15 protein-coding genes are annotated in these 14,936 nt (G+C 75.8%); 8 read left to right on the top strand and 7 right to left on the bottom strand.

Features of this window, described 5'->3' with window-relative positions; genetic code table 11:
• Positions 1-5: 5 nt before the first annotated feature.
• The 4 genes from egtD to egtA are packed head-to-tail and all read right to left on the bottom strand — an operon-like array spanning position 6 to position 4,616.
• A complete protein-coding gene (gene egtD, locus ACIRPP_RS09640; protein ID WP_403639502.1) occupies positions 6-977 on the bottom strand; it encodes an L-histidine N(alpha)-methyltransferase in 972 nt (323 codons plus the stop codon).
• The gene (gene egtC, locus ACIRPP_RS09635) at positions 974-1,798 is read right to left on the bottom strand and encodes an ergothioneine biosynthesis protein EgtC (protein ID WP_403639499.1); all 825 of its coding nucleotides are present in this window, start codon (positions 1,796-1,798) and stop codon (positions 974-976) included. The genes egtD and egtC overlap by 4 nt, the downstream gene beginning before the upstream one ends.
• Positions 1,798-3,117, bottom strand: coding sequence for an ergothioneine biosynthesis protein EgtB (gene egtB, locus ACIRPP_RS09630; RefSeq protein ID WP_403639496.1), 1,320 nt, complete (start codon positions 3,115-3,117; stop codon positions 1,798-1,800). Before egtB ends, egtC begins: the two co-directional genes overlap by 1 nt.
• Entirely contained in the window at positions 3,114-4,616 is a 1,503-nt protein-coding gene (egtA, locus tag ACIRPP_RS09625) for an ergothioneine biosynthesis glutamate--cysteine ligase EgtA (protein ID WP_403639494.1), read from the bottom strand. The genes egtB and egtA overlap by 4 nt, the downstream gene beginning before the upstream one ends.
• A 301-nt stretch (positions 4,617-4,917) precedes the next feature.
• Between egtA and ACIRPP_RS09620 the strand changes: the two genes are divergently transcribed.
• Positions 4,918-5,856, top strand: coding sequence for a TIGR02452 family protein (locus ACIRPP_RS09620; RefSeq protein ID WP_403639491.1), 939 nt, complete (start codon positions 4,918-4,920; stop codon positions 5,854-5,856).
• A 61-nt stretch (positions 5,857-5,917) separates the two neighbouring features.
• On the opposite strand, the gene ACIRPP_RS09615 is transcribed toward ACIRPP_RS09620, so the two are convergent.
• Positions 5,918-6,364 carry a type II toxin-antitoxin system PemK/MazF family toxin gene (locus ACIRPP_RS09615; protein WP_403639488.1) on the bottom strand — a complete coding sequence of 149 codons (447 nt, stop codon included), beginning with the start codon at positions 6,362-6,364 and terminating at the stop codon, positions 5,918-5,920.
• Between the two features lie 390 nt (positions 6,365-6,754).
• On the opposite strand from ACIRPP_RS09615, the gene ACIRPP_RS09610 reads away from it, so the two are divergent.
• From ACIRPP_RS09610 to ACIRPP_RS09580, 7 genes are all read left to right on the top strand, one after another.
• Positions 6,755-7,741, top strand: a complete 987-nt coding sequence (locus ACIRPP_RS09610; protein WP_403639485.1) for an Acg family FMN-binding oxidoreductase — start codon at positions 6,755-6,757, stop codon at positions 7,739-7,741.
• Positions 7,742-8,067: 326 nt separating this feature from the next.
• Positions 8,068-9,330 (top strand): MFS transporter, encoded by a 1,263-nt coding sequence (locus tag ACIRPP_RS09605; protein ID WP_403639483.1) that lies wholly within the window; start codon positions 8,068-8,070, stop codon positions 9,328-9,330.
• 127 nt (positions 9,331-9,457) lie between these two features.
• Entirely contained in the window at positions 9,458-10,057 is a 600-nt protein-coding gene (locus tag ACIRPP_RS09600) for a cysteine hydrolase family protein (RefSeq protein WP_403639481.1), read from the top strand.
• Positions 10,058-10,248: 191 nt separating this feature from the next.
• Positions 10,249-10,953, top strand: coding sequence for an aminoglycoside adenylyltransferase domain-containing protein (locus ACIRPP_RS09595; protein ID WP_403639479.1), 705 nt, complete (start codon positions 10,249-10,251; stop codon positions 10,951-10,953).
• 329 nt (positions 10,954-11,282) lie between these two features.
• A complete protein-coding gene (locus ACIRPP_RS09590; protein WP_403639477.1) occupies positions 11,283-11,714 on the top strand; it encodes a VOC family protein in 432 nt (143 codons plus the stop codon).
• Between the two features lie 181 nt (positions 11,715-11,895).
• Entirely contained in the window at positions 11,896-12,321 is a 426-nt protein-coding gene (locus ACIRPP_RS09585; protein WP_403639475.1) for a CBS domain-containing protein, read from the top strand.
• A 25-nt stretch (positions 12,322-12,346) separates the two neighbouring features.
• Positions 12,347-13,042, top strand: a complete 696-nt coding sequence (locus tag ACIRPP_RS09580) for a phosphoribosyltransferase (RefSeq protein WP_403639473.1) — start codon at positions 12,347-12,349, stop codon at positions 13,040-13,042.
• A gap of 294 nt (positions 13,043-13,336) precedes the next feature.
• Here the strand turns inward: ACIRPP_RS09580 and ACIRPP_RS09575 are convergent, their stop codons facing one another.
• Both ACIRPP_RS09575 and ACIRPP_RS09570 read right to left on the bottom strand, forming a co-directional pair.
• Positions 13,337-14,527 (bottom strand): CaiB/BaiF CoA transferase family protein, encoded by a 1,191-nt coding sequence (locus tag ACIRPP_RS09575; protein ID WP_403639471.1) that lies wholly within the window; start codon positions 14,525-14,527, stop codon positions 13,337-13,339.
• Positions 14,528-14,613: 86 nt separating this feature from the next.
• Complete coding sequence (locus ACIRPP_RS09570; protein WP_403639470.1) at positions 14,614-14,859, bottom strand: hypothetical protein; 246 nt, start codon at positions 14,857-14,859, stop codon at positions 14,614-14,616.
• Positions 14,860-14,936: the final 77 nt, after the last annotated feature.

The following is a 14,936-nucleotide window of genomic DNA, read 5'->3' as shown; positions in this document are numbered from 1 at the left end:
CCCGGTCACCCGTCGTCGCGCACCACACTCAGCGACAGCGCGAAGCGGCCCTGTTCGTCGGTCCACCACCGCGACAACGCGAACCCGGCGGCGGAGAGTTCGGCCCGCACGCCCTCCTTGCGGAACTTGGCGGACACCTCGGTGCGCAGCTCCTCGCCCTCCGCGAAGTCGACGACGAGACCCACGCCCGGGATCTTCACCGTCTGCGCGGTACGGGACCGCAGCCGCATCTCGATCCACTCGCGCTCGGGATCCCACACCGCCACGTGGGCGAACGCGGCCGGGTCGAAGTCGGCGCCCAGCTCGCGGTTGATCACCGCCAGGACGTTCTTGTTGAACGCGGCCGTCACCCCGGCCGCGTCGTCGTAGGCCCGGACCAGCACTTCCTCGTCCTTGACCAGGTCCGTGCCGAGCAGCAGCGTGTCGCCGGGGGCCAGCAGGGCACGCAGGGAGGACAGGAACGCGGCCCGCTCGTCGGGCAGCAGGTTGCCGACGGTGCCGCCGAGGAACGCCACCAGCCGCGGGCCGGGCGACTCGGGCAGCGTCAGCGACGTGGTGAAGTCGGCGATCAGCGCGTGCACCCGCAGCCCGGGCCGCTCGGCCGCCAGCGCCTGCCCGGCCCGGGTCAGCGCGCTCTCGCTGACGTCGACGGGGACGTAGGTGTGCAGGCCGGTCAGCGCGTCGAGCAGGTGCCGCGTCTTCTGAGAGGAACCCGAGCCCAGTTCGACCAAGGTGCGTGCGCCGGAGGCGGCGGCTGTCTCCCCGGACCGGGCGAGCAGGATCTCCCGCTCGGCGCGGGTGGGGTAGTACTCGGGCAGTTCGGTGATCCGCTCGAACAGCTCGCTGCCGTGCGCGTCGTAGAACCACTTCGGAGGCAGCGTCCGCGGACTGGCGGTCAGGCCGCTGCGGACGTCGGCGCGCAGCGCCGCGTCCGTGGCGTCCTCGGGGAGGGTGCGGGTCAGCTGGAACGGACTCACGTGCGGGGCTCCTCGGTGGGGTGGTCGGGGGTGGTGCCGGGGGAGTGCGAGGCGTCGGGGAGCGGGGCGGCCGCCGGCTCCTTGAGGGGGGTGAGCAGCACATCGGTGCCGCTCGCCGCCAGCAGCGTGCGGTCCGGCACCTCGCACCAGTGCGGATCGTCGTCGTAGGGCTCGGACGCCACCACCGTGCCACCACCGGGCCGCGACAGGTACCACAGGGTGTCGCCCCAAGCCGTCGCGGTGATGGTGTCACCGTTGGTGAGCAGCAGGTTGAGCCGGGCGGCGGGGGCCGCCGCGGCGACCTCCACCACCGTGTCGGCCAGGGCCTGCCCCTCGGCGTCCCCGGCCCGCAGCCGGGCCAGCACGAGCGCCCACACGAACGCCGAGTCGTTGCGGGCCTCCAGGGACAGCAGGTCGCCGGCGGGCAGCGTGGGCACCAGCGGCGCGAGCGAGTCCGGCCAGCCCGGCACCGCGCCGTTGTGGCTGAACAGCCAGGCGCCCGTGGTGAACGGGGCGGCGGCGGCCTCCGCGTCGGCACCCGACAGCGTCGCGTCCCGCACGGCCGCGAGCAGCGCCCGCGTGCGCACCACCCGGGCGAGATCCGCGAACGACAGGTCGGCCCACACGGGTCCGGCCCGGCGGTAACGGGCCGGCACCGGGTCGTCCGGCGCGTACCAGCCGACCCCGAAGCCGTCGGCGTTGACCGTCCCGTACCGTTGCCGCCGGGGCGCCCAGGACTGCCGGTACAGGCCGTGCGGCGGATCCACCAGCAGGTCGCCGACCCGCGACTCGGGCCCGACGTAGGCGAGGTGACGGCACATCAGGCGCCCTCCACCGAACGGGCCGTGCGGAAACCGGAGAAGATCTGCCGCCGCACCGGCAGGTCCCAGTTGCGGAACGTGCCCCGGCAGGCCACCGGGTCCACGGCGAACGAACCGCCCCGCAGCACCTTGTACTCCGGCCCGAAGAACACCTCCGAGTACTCCCGGTACGGGAACGCCCGGAATCCGGGGTACGGCAGGAAGTCGCCGGCCGTCCACTCCCACACGTCACCGATCAGCTGGAGCACCCCGAGCGGGGACGCACCGGCCGGATAGCTGCCGGCGGGCGCCGGACGCAGATGGCGCTGACCGAGGTTGGCGTGCTCGGGCCCCGGTTCCGCGTCCCCCCACGGGTAGCGCCTCGACCGGTCGCCCGCCGGGTCGTGGCGCGCCGCCTTCTCCCACTCGGCCTCGGTCGGCAGCCGCCGTCCGGCCCACCGGGCGAAGGCGTCGGCCTCGTACCAGCACACGTGCAGCACCGGCTCGTCCGCCGGGACGACCTCGGTGACGCCGAAGCGGCGCCGCAGCCACTGCCGTCCGTCCCGCTGCCAGAACAGCGGGGCGGTCAGGCCCGTCCTGCGGACGTGGGCCCAGCCGTCGGCCGTCCACCAGCGCGGGTCGTCGTAGCCGCCGTCCTCGATGAACGCCTGGTACGCCCCGTTCGTCACCGGGGTGGTGTCGATGCGGAACGCCGCCACCTCCCGCCGGTGCGCCGGGCGTTCGTTGTCCAGCGCCCACGGCTCGGTCGAGGTGCCCATGGTGAACGGCCCGCCCGGCACCAGGACTTCGGACGGCCCGGTGTACAGGGGGACCGGCTCCGGATCCGGTGCGGTCAGCGCCTGCGGGCCGCGCCGCAGCTGATGGGTGATCAGCATGGTCTCGTCGTGCTGCTGTTCGTGCTGGGCGATCATCCCGAAGGCGAACCCGGCCTCGGTGAGCCGCGTGCCGGTGAACGCGGCCCGGTCCAGCACGTCCAGGGCCCGGGCCCGCACCTCGGCGGCGTACCTGCGGGCCTCCTCCGGAGGCAGCAGCGGCAGGCGCGGGCGTTCGGCGCGGGGATGCTCGAAGGCGTCGTAGATGCTGTCGATCTCGGGGCGCAGCGCCTCCTGCCCGGCCACGGCCCGCAGCAGCCACTGTTCCTCCTGGTTGCCGATGTGCGCGAGGTCCCACACCAGCGGCGACATCAGCGGCGAGTGCTGCGCGGTCAGGTCGGGTCCGTCGACGCAGCTGGTGAGCAGCGTGGTGCGGTCCCGGGCGGCGACGAGCGAGGCGACCGCGCGCTCGCGCGTCGTACCGGCGTCGAGGGCGGGGTCGGTCATGAGCGGGTGTCCTTCCCGTGCGGAAGCGGCTCCTGCCGCGGCGGGCCGTCGAGCGGAGGGTGCGGAGCCCTGCCGCCGGGTGCGCCGGCCGGCGGGCCGTCGTCGTACGCCGTGGCGTCCGGGGCGGCGGGCGGGCCGGCGGGCGAGGGGGCCGGCCGGGCGGGGGGCGAGGCGGCGCCCCCAGGACCGGGCAGGCCGTCGCCCGGAGGGCCGGACAGACCGGAGGGGAGGGTGCGCAGGGACGCGTCGAGCAGGTCGTCGGCCGGACATCGGCCCCGGGCGGTATAGCGCTCCCGGAAGGCGGCGACGGCGTCGACCACCTCCGTCGTCGCGCCCAGCCGGGGCAGCGCCTCCAGGGCCGCCGCGAAGCAGACCACCGCCGCCTCGCGCAGTTCCGGGTCGGCCAGGCCGGTACGGGCCGCGTCCCGCCACAGCGGATTGTGCGGCGCGGGCAGGCCCAGGGTCCGCTCGGCCAGCGGTTTCACCGCCCGGTAGACCGTCTCGCTGGCCTGCGGATCGTCGAACAGGGCGGCGGTCACGGCGAGCGGCACGATCCACCCGTCGTCGCCCGGCTGGGCGTCCATCATCCGCAGCTCCAGGTGGCCGCGCGGCCGCACCGGCGGGAACAGCGTCGTGGCGTGGTAGTCGAGGTCGTCCCGGGTCGGCGCCCGCGGCACCCGCGACCGGGTCCACTCGCGGAACGTCAGCCGCTCCGGCACGTCCCAGGGCCGCCCGTCGTCCTGCCGTACGCACATCACCGGCGCGTCCAGGACGTGCCGGGCCCACGCGCCGCGCGGATCCGCGTCCAGCGCGGGCCCGCCCGCACGGTCCCGGCCGATCTGCTCCCAGCGCAGCTGCCGGGTCGACCGCCAGCCGGTCGGCCGGTCGCCGGCCAGCGGCGAGTTCGCGAACACGGCGACCAGCACCGCGCCCAGCAGGTGGGACAGCCACCAGCGCCGGATGTGACCGAGTGGTCCCGGCTCCTCGTGCCCGGCGTCGACGCACACCTGCACGGACGCGGAGGTGCACATCATGGACCGGCCGGCGGGCCCGGCACGGTCGAGGCAGGCCTCCATGGCGTCGTAGCGCGGCGCGCGCAGGAAGCGGCGCGGGGTGTGCCAGGGGTCGTGGCCCAGTCCGACGAGGCACAGACCGTCCCGGCGCAGGACCGCGCGGACGGCGTCCAGGTCGGCGGAGACGGTGGTGACGCACTCCATCAGCGTGGCGGCGGGCGGCGAGCTCAGCTCCAGCTGACCGCCGGGTTCCACGGTGAGCGCGGACCTCAGGGGCACGGGCCGCAGGGCCTCGTAGGCCGCTTCGAGTCGTTCGGGTGTGACGGGGAGCCGCGGTTCCCGCAGCTCGTGGACCAGCCATTCCACCTCGACGCCCAGGCGGCGCGGCGGTCCCGTCTTGAAGCAGATGCCTCGTACCAGGGCTTCCGCGTCGGCTTCCGTGACCACGGCGCGCGGGGCGCCGGTGCCACCTGCTGGATCGGACATATCGGACTCCTCCTGAGGGTCCACGATGCCACCGGTCGGGGATCCGAGCCCCCCGGACCGGCTTCGATCCGTCCACTCAAACCCCTGGTACCGCCAGGACACAAGAGTGCCTGAAGGGGCGTACACGGCCTTTCCTCCGCGTGTTCCGCCCGTTCGCGGCGGGATTTCCGTCCGTCCCGCGGCGTCGGCGGGAGGGGAAAATTCCGTTGCACCGCACCGCCCGGATCGCCCAGGATTCCCGCATGGCACCAACGGGGGAGACCGCGCGGCGTGCGGTCACGGCGCGTACGGGGGTCGCGGCGTGAGCGCGCGTCTGCGCGGCCTCGCACGCGACACGGAGAACATCGTCGCGGCGGGCTGCTACCGCGCACCGGACGGCCGCGAGCACCGCATCGCTGCGGCCGCCGAGGCCGCGCGGGAGGGCACCCGCATGTTCGGGCCGCAGCCGGTCCCCGCCCCGGCCCCGAGGGCCACGGCCACACGCATCGAGGTCACCGGCGAGAGCAGCCTGCAGGCCGCCCGGCGGCTGGCCGCCGCACCGGCCCGGCCCGGCAGCGGGCAGGCCGCCCCGGGCGACGGGACCGCCGTCCTGAACTTCGCCTCCGCCCGCAACCCCGGCGGCGGCTACCTCAACGGCGCCCAGGCCCAGGAGGAGGCCCTCTGCCGCGCCTCCGCGCTGTACACCTGCCTGCTGCGGGCGCCGGAGTTCTACGCCCACCACCGCGCCCACCGCGACCCGTTCTACACCGACCGCGTCATCCACTCGCCCGCCGTGCCCGTCTTCCGCGACGACCGCGGACGGCTGCTCGACGAGCCGTTCACCACCGGCTTCCTCACCTCGCCCGCCCCCAACGCGGGCGTGATCCTGCGCCGGACACCGGAGCGGGCCGCCGAGATCCCCGGCATCCTCGCCGAGCGCGCCGGGCGCGTGCTGGAGACGGCGGCGGCCGTCGGTCACCGGCGCCTGGTGCTCGGCGCCTGGGGCTGCGGCGTCTTCCGCAACGACCCCGTCCAGGTGGCCGGCGCGTTCCGGGCCCTGATCGGGCCCGGGGGGCGTTTCGCCGGGGCGTTCGAACACGTGGTCCTCGCGATCCTGGACCGCACTCCGGCGGGGCGGACCCGGGCGGCGTTCGAGGACGCCTTCGCCGGCCTGGCGGTCTCCGCGGAGGCAGCGGACCACCCGGAGGCAGCGGACCACCCGGGGGCAGCGCACCACCCGGAGGCCGCGGCCCGCCCCTGACCGGGGCGCAGCCCGGCCGCGCGGGGCGCCCGGGGCCCGGGCGGCATCCGCGCGAGCCCGGTCAGCTCCAGCCGTACCGCTCCCGCAGCCGCTTCCGGACGAGGTCGAACCGCATCCGGTCCAGGGCGCACGCCTCCCGCCGCATGCCCTCCTCGTGCAGCCGCAGCACCCGGTCGATCCCGACCCACGAGTCCCGGCCCGAGCGGTCCCACGGCCCGGAGCCGATCGGCACCCAGTCCCGGTCCCCCTGGTGGGGCCTGCTCGACAACTGCACCGCGAGGACGGTCCCGCCCGCCTCCCGCGCGACGACCAGCACCGGCCGGTCCTTGCCCCGGCCGTCACGCTCCTCGTAGGGCACCCAGGTCCAGACGATCTCCCCGGGATCCGGGTCGCCGTCGTGCACGGGCGCGTACTCGGTACGCACCGGCCCCACCTCATGAGGTGCGGCCTCGGTGGTGGCGGAGGGGCCGAGGCGGCCCGGGACGCTTTCGGGGCTGTACGCGGTCACAGCCGTACCGTACGGCACACCACGGCGACTTGAGCACCGGCCGGAGGACCGACGGACACCCCGCGCCGGGACCACCGTCCTGTGGTCCGGGCCCTTCGGCCCTGTGCCCGCCCGCCGCGGCCCCGGGATGCTGGGTGCGGCCGGCCGGGAGGGATTCAGGGACGGCCGTCTCCGTCCGCCGGGTCCGTGTCTTCCCGTGTCCCAGGACCACGGCACCGTCGACGCGCCGCCCTCCCGGCCGGTCCCGCCTGCCCCGTACCCGGCCCCGCCGGCCTCGGACGTGCGGCCGGGGGGCCAAGTGGCCCCCCGGAGCGGCACCGGTCGACCCTCGTCCCCGGCGCGTACGCGGCGCAGGGTGGGCCGTGCGGGAGGAAGGGAGGAGGAGCCGACATGCAGCAGAGTCGACCCGTGGACGCGACGGTCGTCGAGGCACTGCTCACCGCCGCGGTCGCGGCACCCTCGATCCACAACACCCAGCCGTGGCGGTTCGGCCTGGACGCGGCCACCGGCACCGTGGAGGTGCGGGCCGACCGCCGCCGGATCCTGCCGCTGGCCGATCCGCAGGCGCGGGCGCAGTACCTCTCGGTGGGGGCGGCCGTGCTCAACCTGCGGGTCGCCGCCGCCCACGAGGGCTGGGACCCGGTGGTGCGCCTGCTGCCCGACCCGTACGAGCCGGACCTGCTGGCCACCGTGCTGCTGGCCGAGCCGGCCGACGGGCCGCCTCCCGGCCTGGCCGCGCTGCACGAGGCGGTGGGGCGGCGGCACACCAGCCGGATGCCGTTCACCGGCCGCCCGGTGCCCGACGGGATCGTCGCCGAGATGGTCGCCGCCGCCCGTGCCGAGGGCGCCCGCCTGGACGTGCCGGACATCCCCGGAACCCGCCGCCTGCTCCGGCTGACCGGTGCCGGCGAGGCCCGCAACCGGGCTCACCCCGGCCGCACCGCCGAGACCAGGGCCTGGGTCACGGCCCCCGGCACCGGCGTCCCGTACGGCATGCCGTTGCCCGCGGTCGCCCCCCGGGACACGGACGGACGTATGCCGATGCGCGACTTCACGGGCCCCCTGCCGGGACTGGTGCTGCCCGCCCTGCGGTTCGAACGGCACGCCCAGGTCGGGCTCCTGTGGACGGCCCGGGACCGGCGGGAGGACTGGCTGCGGGCGGGGCAGGCCCTGGAACGGACCCTGCTGGTGGCCACCGCGCACGGCGTGCGCACCTCGATCCTGCACCAGGCGATGGAGTGGCCCGACCTCCGGGCGGCCGTCGCCGGGCCCCGGCGACGGTGCAGTCCGCACCTGCTGATCCGCTTCGGCTACGGCCCCGAGGGCGCCCGGACGCCCCGTGTCCGTACGCCCCGCGCCCGGCCGTCGCCCGGCTGAGCCACGCGGGCGACGCTCGCTCGCCGCTCTGGGGGCCGTGGCGGCGCTACGGGCCCGGCATCGCGGCGGCTCGACTCCCGCCGTCCGCATGAACGGGCTCCGGTGGGCAACCCGGGACCCGGCGGGGTTCGACGGGGACGGTCGGGCCCCGTCCCCCGGGGCCCTTCGGCGGGCCCCCGGGAAGAACGGCCCCATGGTGCGCACGGGGCCGGGCCGTCATCGTGTGAGGGAAGGCGCGAGCGCCCTGTCGGCCGGTCCTCCGGCCGGCTCACCGCGGACGGTGCGCGGCCGGCGCGGACATCCCGCAGACGACGAGGGAGGACGGCATGCCGAAGCCGTCGACGAGAGCCACGGAGAAGACCGCCCCCGCCCGCGTCCCCGGGCGCGCCTGGCTGATGCTGGCCCTGGCGACCGTCGGCTTCGCCGTGAACTTCTGGGCGTGGGCGCTGCTGAGCCCGCTGGGTCCGAGGTTCCACGACGAGCTCGCCCTGTCGTCGTTCGAGTCGTCGCTCCTGGTGGCCGTGCCCGTCGTGGTCGGCTCCCTGGGCCGGATCCCCGTCGGCGCGCTGACCGACCGGTTCGGCGGCCGGGCGATGTTCCCGCTCGTGTCCGCGGTGACCATCGTGCCGGTCCTCTACCTCGGCCTCGCCGGACACTCCTCGCTCTCCGCCCTGCTGATCGGCGGCTTCTTCCTCGGCGTCGGCGGCACCGCCTTCGCGATCGGCGTGCCCTTCGTCAACGCCTGGTTCCCGCCCGAGCGGCGCGGCCTGGCGATCGGGATCTTCGGCATGGGCATGGGCGGCACCGCGATCAGCGCGCTGACCACGGTGAAACTGGTCGACGCGAACGGCACGGCGACCCCGTTCGTCCTGACCGCCGTCGTGCTGGCGGTCTACGCCGTCGCCGCCTGGCTGCTGCTGAGGGACGCACCGGGGCGCGCGGTGCCCGCGGAGCCGCTGGCACGCCGCCTGGCGAGCACGGTCCGGCTGCCGGTCACCTGGCAGGCGTCCGCCCTGTACGCGGTCGCCTTCGGCGGCTACGTCGCCTTCTCCGTCTACCTGCCGACCTACCTCAAGTCCGGCTACGGGCTGACCCACACCGACGCCGCGAACCGCATGGCGGGGTTCGTGCTGCTGGCGGTGGCCATGCGGCCGGTGGGCGGCTGGCTGTCGGACCGCATCGGGCCCGTACGGGTCCTCGTCGGCGCCCTCGGCACCGTCGTCGCCGGCGCCTTCGTCCAGGCCGCCACGCCCCCGCTGGCCCCGGTCGGCACCATCGCCTTCCTGGCCATGGCGGCGGCGCTCGGCGCGGGCAGCGGCGCGGTGTTCGCGCTGGTGGCCCTGATGACCCCGGCGGGCCAGGTCGGCTCGGTCACCGGCGTCGTGGGCGCCGCGGGCGGCCTCGGCGGCTTCCTCCCGCCGCTGGTCATGGGCTCGGTGTACGGCGCCTACGACGACTACGCGCTCGGCCTGATCCTGCTGGGCCTGGTGTCCGCCGCCGCCCTGGCCTACACCGCCACCGGTGTCCGCCGCGCCCTCGCCCGCCGCGCGGCCGCCGCCGCCCGCACCGCGGCCACCGCGGGCGGCTGACCCGCGGGGCCGTGCCGCCCCGCCTCGGCAGCCCTGCCATACGGAGAACGCGGTGAGCCCTGGCCGGCGCCGGCGCGCCCCCCGCACTCGGGTCGCTCGATCCCCGCGCACGGGGAACCCTGGTCACATGCCCAAGAGCGCGCTCATCGTCATCGACATGATCAACACGTACGACCACCCGGACGCCGAGCTGCTGCTGCCCTCGGCTGAGTCCGTAGTACCGGTCGTCGCCGGCCTGCTGGAGCGGGCCAGGAAGAGGGACGTCCCGGTCATCTACGTCAACGACAACTTCGGCGAATGGCGCTCCCACCACGGCGAGTTGCTCGACAGCGCGCTGTCCGGGCCGCACGCCCGGCTGGTGGAGCCGCTGCGTCCCGACGACTCCTCCCTGTTCGTCGTCAAGGCCCGCCACTCGATCTTCTTCGAGACCCCGCTCGGCTACCTCCTCAACCAGCAGGGCATCGAGCGGCTGGTGCTCTGCGGCCAGGTGACCGAGCAGTGCGTGCTCTACTCGTCGCTCGACGCGCACATCCGCCACTTCCAGGTGGTCGTCCCCCGGGACGCCGTCGCCCACATCCACGCCGACCTCGCGGACGCCGCCCTGCGCATGATGGAGCGCAACATGGGCGCCCGGGTGTGCGACAGCGACGACCTGTGGACCGACACGGACGACGCGGCGGAGGACGGGGCGTTGGACGCGGTCGACGGCCGGGCGGACGGCCCGTGAGCCCGGCGGACCCCGGGGCGGACGGCCCCGAGCCCCCGCCCCCGGCTTCCGCCCCTCCGGCTTCCGCTCCTTTGGAGTCCGGCTCCGCCGCCCCTTCCGGGTCACCGGCGGGCGCACTCCTCCCGCCGCAGGTCCGCCCCTATCTGACGGAACTGGTCGACCGCATTCGTACGGTCTGCGGTCCCCGCCCGGTGAGCGTGCTCGCCGTCGGGTCCCTCGCGCTCGGCGACTACCGGCACGGGCGCAGTGACATCGACGTGACGGTCGTCGTGGACCCCTCGCTGCCCCGTCCTGCCCTGGCCGAACTGGCCGCCGCCCTCGCCCACCCGGTCCTGCCGTGCCCCGCGGCGGGGCTCGAACTCGTCGTCTACGGCGCCGGCTTCGCCGCCCGCCCGTCCGCCCGGGCCGGCTACCTGCTCGACCTCAACACCGGCCCGGGCCTGCCGGAGAAGGTGAGCTTCGACCCGGACGGGTCCGCGCCCTTCTGGTACGTCATCGACCGCTCCGTCGCCGCCCGCGCCGGGCTCCGCCTGCACGGCCGGCCGGCGCGGGAGGTGATCGCCGAGCCGGACCGCCCCGACCTGCTGCGGGCGCTGCGCGCCTCGGTCCGTGAACACGCCGACGGCGAAGGCCACCTGGCCGACAACAGGGTGCTCAACGGCTGCCGCAGCGTGGTGTTCTGCCGCACCGGCCGCTGGACGGCCAAGCGGCGCGCGGGGCACGCCGTCGCGGAGACCGAACCCGCCTTCCGGCCGCTGATCGAGGACGCGCTGGCCGGCTACGACCGTCCGCGCCGCGCCGCCCGCCCCCTGCCGGCGGCCGACGTGCGAGCCTTCCTGACCTGGGTGGCCGCCCGTGTGGAGGAGACCGCCCGGGAGAGTGAAGGGCCCCGGTGAGCGAGCCGGCCGACCCGTAGGGGACGCCTGGACTGCCGGGCGACCGACCGGGGTGAGAAGTCCCCCGGAAACAATGGACGGTGACTGCGGACGTCCGGCGGTCCCGGGGCGGTTCGTCCCGGTGGGCCGGTGTCCAGCACCGTGGGGAACGCCGCGGCCGACGGGTCCCTGACCGATGTCAGGACCGTGCCGCACCGTCCGCGCGCCGGGGAAAAGGGCTCGACCGCCTCCGGCCGGCGTGTCTATGCTCCCTCGCGCGGCATCGCGTGCCGGTCACCGGCCGGGTGAGGCATGGAGGCGCCGCGGATGCCCATGGAGGCATTGTCGACATGTCTGTCGAGTTCAACCACACCATCGTCCTGACCCGTGACCGGGAGAGGTCCGCCCGTTTCGTGGCCCACGTCCTGGGGCTCGACGTCGGGGAACCTGCCGGACCGTTCCTGCCGGTCACCACCGCCAACGGCGTCACGCTGGACTTCGCCACCGTCGATCACGACATCCCCGTACAGCACTACGCGTTCCTCGTCACCGAGGAGGAGTTCGACGCGGTCCTCGGCCGTCTCGTGGCCGACGGAGTCCCCGTCCAGGCCGACCCGCACGGCCGCCGTCCGGGCCGGATCAACCGTGACGACGGCGGCCGGGGCGTCTACTTCCGTGACCCCGCCGGGCACGGCCTGGAGGTGCTGACCCGCCCGTACGGCACCGACCCTGCCTCACCGCTGAACGGTGTCACCGAGGAGGTCCCGGGAGCGGCCCGGTAGAACCTCACGGCACCCGGTCGGCGACGGCACAGCGCCGGCCCGGCCGGGTGCTGCGTCCCCCCGCGGCGAGGGCGGAGGGCCGGGCCGCCCGCGCACGCGGCCCGGCCCTCCGTTTATCCGGCGCCCGGAGGGCTACGCGGCGGACACGGACCACTCGCCGGACCAGCCCCCGGAGGTACCCATGACCCGGCTGATACGGGACGTGATGTCGTCGGACACCACGTCCGTGGAGCCCATGACCACGGTGGCGCGGGCGGCCCACCTGATGCGCGAGCGGGACGTCGGCGACGTCCTGGTGGCCTACGACTGCGATCTCTTCGGGGTCCTCACCGACCGCGACATCGTGCTGCGGACCGTGGCCGAGGGACGCGATCCGCACGAGACCACGGTCGGCTCCGTCTGCACCCGTCCGCCCCTGGTGACGCTCAGCCCCGACGACACCACCGAGCACGCGGCCGACCTCATGCGGCAGCACGCCGTGCGCCGCCTTCCCGTCGTCGAACGCGGCGGCTGCCCCGTGGGCATGGTCAGCCTGGGCGACCTCGCCACCGCCGACCGCCCGCACTCCGCCCTGCAGGGCATCGGCCGGGCGGCCCCCACCCACTGACGCCGCCCGGGAGGAGGAGAGGGAGGTGCGGTTCTCCGATCGCCGCCAGGCCGGACGCGCGCTGGCCCGGCGGCTGCGCGCCCTGGCCGACGAGGGCGCCCTGCCCGACCCCGTCGTCCTGGCCCTGCCCCGCGGCGGCGTGGCCGTGGCCCGGGAGGTCGCCGACGCCCTCGGCGCTCCCCTCGACGTGATCGTCGTCCGCAAGATCGGCGCACCGTCGCACGAGGAGTTCGCCGTGGGCGCGCTGGCCGGTGACGGCGTCCCGCTGTTCGACCCGCGCACCCTGCGCATGCTCGGCCTCGGCCCGGGCGACCTCACGGCCGTCGTCGAGCGGGAGCGCGCCGAACTGCGCCGCCGTGAACGCGTCTACCGGCAGGGCCGGGCGGCCCCCGACCCGGCGGGCCGCACGGTGATCGTCGTCGACGACGGGCTGGCGACCGGTGCCACGGCCCGTGCCGCCCTGCGCTCCGTACGGCGCCGGGCACCCGCGCGGATCGTGCTCGCGGTGCCGGTCTGCTCGCCGGAGGGCGCCGTGTCTCTGGCCGGTGAGGCGGACGACGTGGTCTGCCTGCACCGGCCCGCCGGGTTCCTGGCGGTCGGCGAGTGGTACGACGACTTCGCCCAGCTGTCCGACGAGGACGTCCTGGCCGCCCTCCACCCGGCCGCCGGACCGGGTGCCACGGGTGAGGGTTCCCGCCGGGGCGGCACTGGCGGGGCCTGACCGGCCGGCGTACGGCGGCCGGCCACGTCGGCCCGGCAGTGGCCGGGCGCCCGGCGGGCGGCGGGACGTGGTGGGCGCGACGGCGCCCCGTGCTCTGCCGGATGGGGCAGGTGACGGCGCCTCCTCCGTGGCGGCACTGCGAGGGCTTGGCTGTCGGCGCGCATGCGTCGGTGTACGGCGGCAGGTCACGTCGGCCCGGCGGTGACCGGGCGCCCCGCGGACGGCCGGACGAGACGGGGACCCCCGCCTACGACGCCCCCCGCCCCGGCCGGCCCGGACCGTCCCGCCGTGTGCTCAGACCACCCCGTCCGCGCGCAGCCGCCCGATCGACTCGGCCGAGTGACCGAGCCCCGTCAGGATCGCCTCCGTGTGCTCGCCCACCGCCGGGACCGGGTCCATGCGGGCCGGCGTCCCCGCGAGGTCGGCGGGCGGCAGCAGGGCCTCGACCGTGCCGCCCGGCACCGCCACCTCGCGCCACCGGTCCCGGGCGGCCAGCACCGGGTGGTCGAGGAAGGCGGCGACGTCGTTGACCCCCGCGCAGGCGATACCGATCGATTCGAGGTCCTTCAGCAGTTCGTCGGCGCCGGAGCGGGCGCAGCGCTCGGCGATCAGCGCGTTGAGTTCCTCGCGGTGCGCCACCCGGTCCGGGCCGGTCGCGAACCGGGGATCGTCCGCCAGGCCGGGGCTGCCCAGGAACTCCGTGCACAGCACCGCCCACTCGCGCTCGTTCTGGACGGAGAACAGCACCTCGCGGCCGTCGGCGGCGCGGAACGTCCCGTAGGGGGCGATGGTGGCGTGCTGCGTGCCCAGCCGGGGCGGCTGGCTGCCGCCGTACCGGGTGTAGTAGGCGGGCTGGCCCATCCACTCGGCGAGCGCCTCGAACAGGGACACCTCCACCGGGTGCGCCTCTCCCGTGGTCGCCCGGGTGTAGAGCGCGGTGAGGACGCCGCTGTACGCGTACATCCCGGCGGCGATGTCGGCGACCGAGATGCCCGTCCGCGCGGTCTCCTCCGCGGTCCCGGTAAGGGACACCAGCCCGGTCTGGCACTGCACCAGCAGGTCGTACGCCTTGCGGTCGGCCCACGGCCCGCTGGTGCCGTAGCCGGAGACGGTGCAGGGGATCAGCCGGGGGCGGTCCCGGGTGACGTCGGCGGTGCCCAGACCGAGCCGGCCGACGGCGCCGGGCGCGAGGTTGTGCACGAAGACGTCGGCGTCGTCGAGCAGCCGGTGCAGGATCTCCCGGCCCCGCGGGTCCTTGAGGTTCAGGGTGAGGGACTCCTTGGACCGGTTGAGCCAGACGAAGTAGCTGGACTGACCGTGCACGGTCGTGTCGTAGCGGCGGGCGAAGTCGCCCCCGCCCGGCCGCTCCACCTTGATCACCCGGGCGCCGAGATCGGCGAGCTGGCGGGTGGCGTAGGGAGCGGCCACGGCCTGCTCCAGACTGACCACCGTGACGCCCGCCAAGGGGTACCGCTGCGCTCCCATGCCTCCCGCTCTCCCGGGACCCGCCGCCCCGATCCGCTCCGCCCGTGCGGCGGACGGCGGGCGCAGAAGGCCCGTCCCGCCCGCTCTCAGCGGCCCGTGCGGCCGGTTCCGGCGTCCGCGGGCCTGCTGCGGGAGACGATACGCGTGCCCCGGTCGTCGGTGACCCTGACCTGGAGCGAACCGCAGCCGCAGCGCGTCCACAGCGTGCTGCCGGCCCCGGTGAGGTGACGCGATACCACCCGGAACGGCTCGGCGCCGTCGGGCCATCCGCAGAACGGGCAGGCGGTGCCGAGGGCGCCCGTCCCACGCGGGCTGCCGGCCGTGCTGGTCATGTCGGCTCCTTGACTGTTCTTCCTTCACGGGTACGGCCTCTCGTCGCGACACAGCCAGCGTGCGCCGTCCGGTCCGT

The sequence above is a fragment of the Streptomyces sp. NPDC101219 genome, from assembly GCF_044767675.1.
Lineage (GTDB): Bacteria > Actinomycetota > Actinomycetes > Streptomycetales > Streptomycetaceae > Streptomyces.
This window is presented reverse-complemented; position numbering and strand designations above follow the sequence as displayed.

Bases quoted from the DNA above. Each gene is read 5' to 3' on its own strand.
- ACIRPP_RS09585 (WP_403639475.1), top strand. From the start codon at position 11,896: ATGACCCGGCTGATACGGGACGTGATGTCGTCGGACACCACGTCCGTG.
- ACIRPP_RS09575 (WP_403639471.1), bottom strand. From the start codon at position 14,527: ATGGGAGCGCAGCGGTACCCCTTGGCGGGCGTCACGGTGGTCAGTCTG.
- egtA (WP_403639494.1), bottom strand. From the start codon at position 4,616: ATGTCCGATCCAGCAGGTGGCACCGGCGCCCCGCGCGCCGTGGTCACG.
- ACIRPP_RS09610 (WP_403639485.1), top strand. From the start codon at position 6,755: ATGCAGCAGAGTCGACCCGTGGACGCGACGGTCGTCGAGGCACTGCTC.
- egtC (WP_403639499.1), bottom strand. From the start codon at position 1,798: ATGTGCCGTCACCTCGCCTACGTCGGGCCCGAGTCGCGGGTCGGCGAC.
- ACIRPP_RS09590 (WP_403639477.1), top strand. From the start codon at position 11,283: ATGTCTGTCGAGTTCAACCACACCATCGTCCTGACCCGTGACCGGGAG.
- ACIRPP_RS09600 (WP_403639481.1), top strand. From the start codon at position 9,458: ATGCCCAAGAGCGCGCTCATCGTCATCGACATGATCAACACGTACGAC.
- ACIRPP_RS09570 (WP_403639470.1), bottom strand. From the start codon at position 14,859: ATGACCAGCACGGCCGGCAGCCCGCGTGGGACGGGCGCCCTCGGCACC.
- ACIRPP_RS09605 (WP_403639483.1), top strand. From the start codon at position 8,068: ATGCCGAAGCCGTCGACGAGAGCCACGGAGAAGACCGCCCCCGCCCGC.
- egtB (WP_403639496.1), bottom strand. From the start codon at position 3,117: ATGACCGACCCCGCCCTCGACGCCGGTACGACGCGCGAGCGCGCGGTC.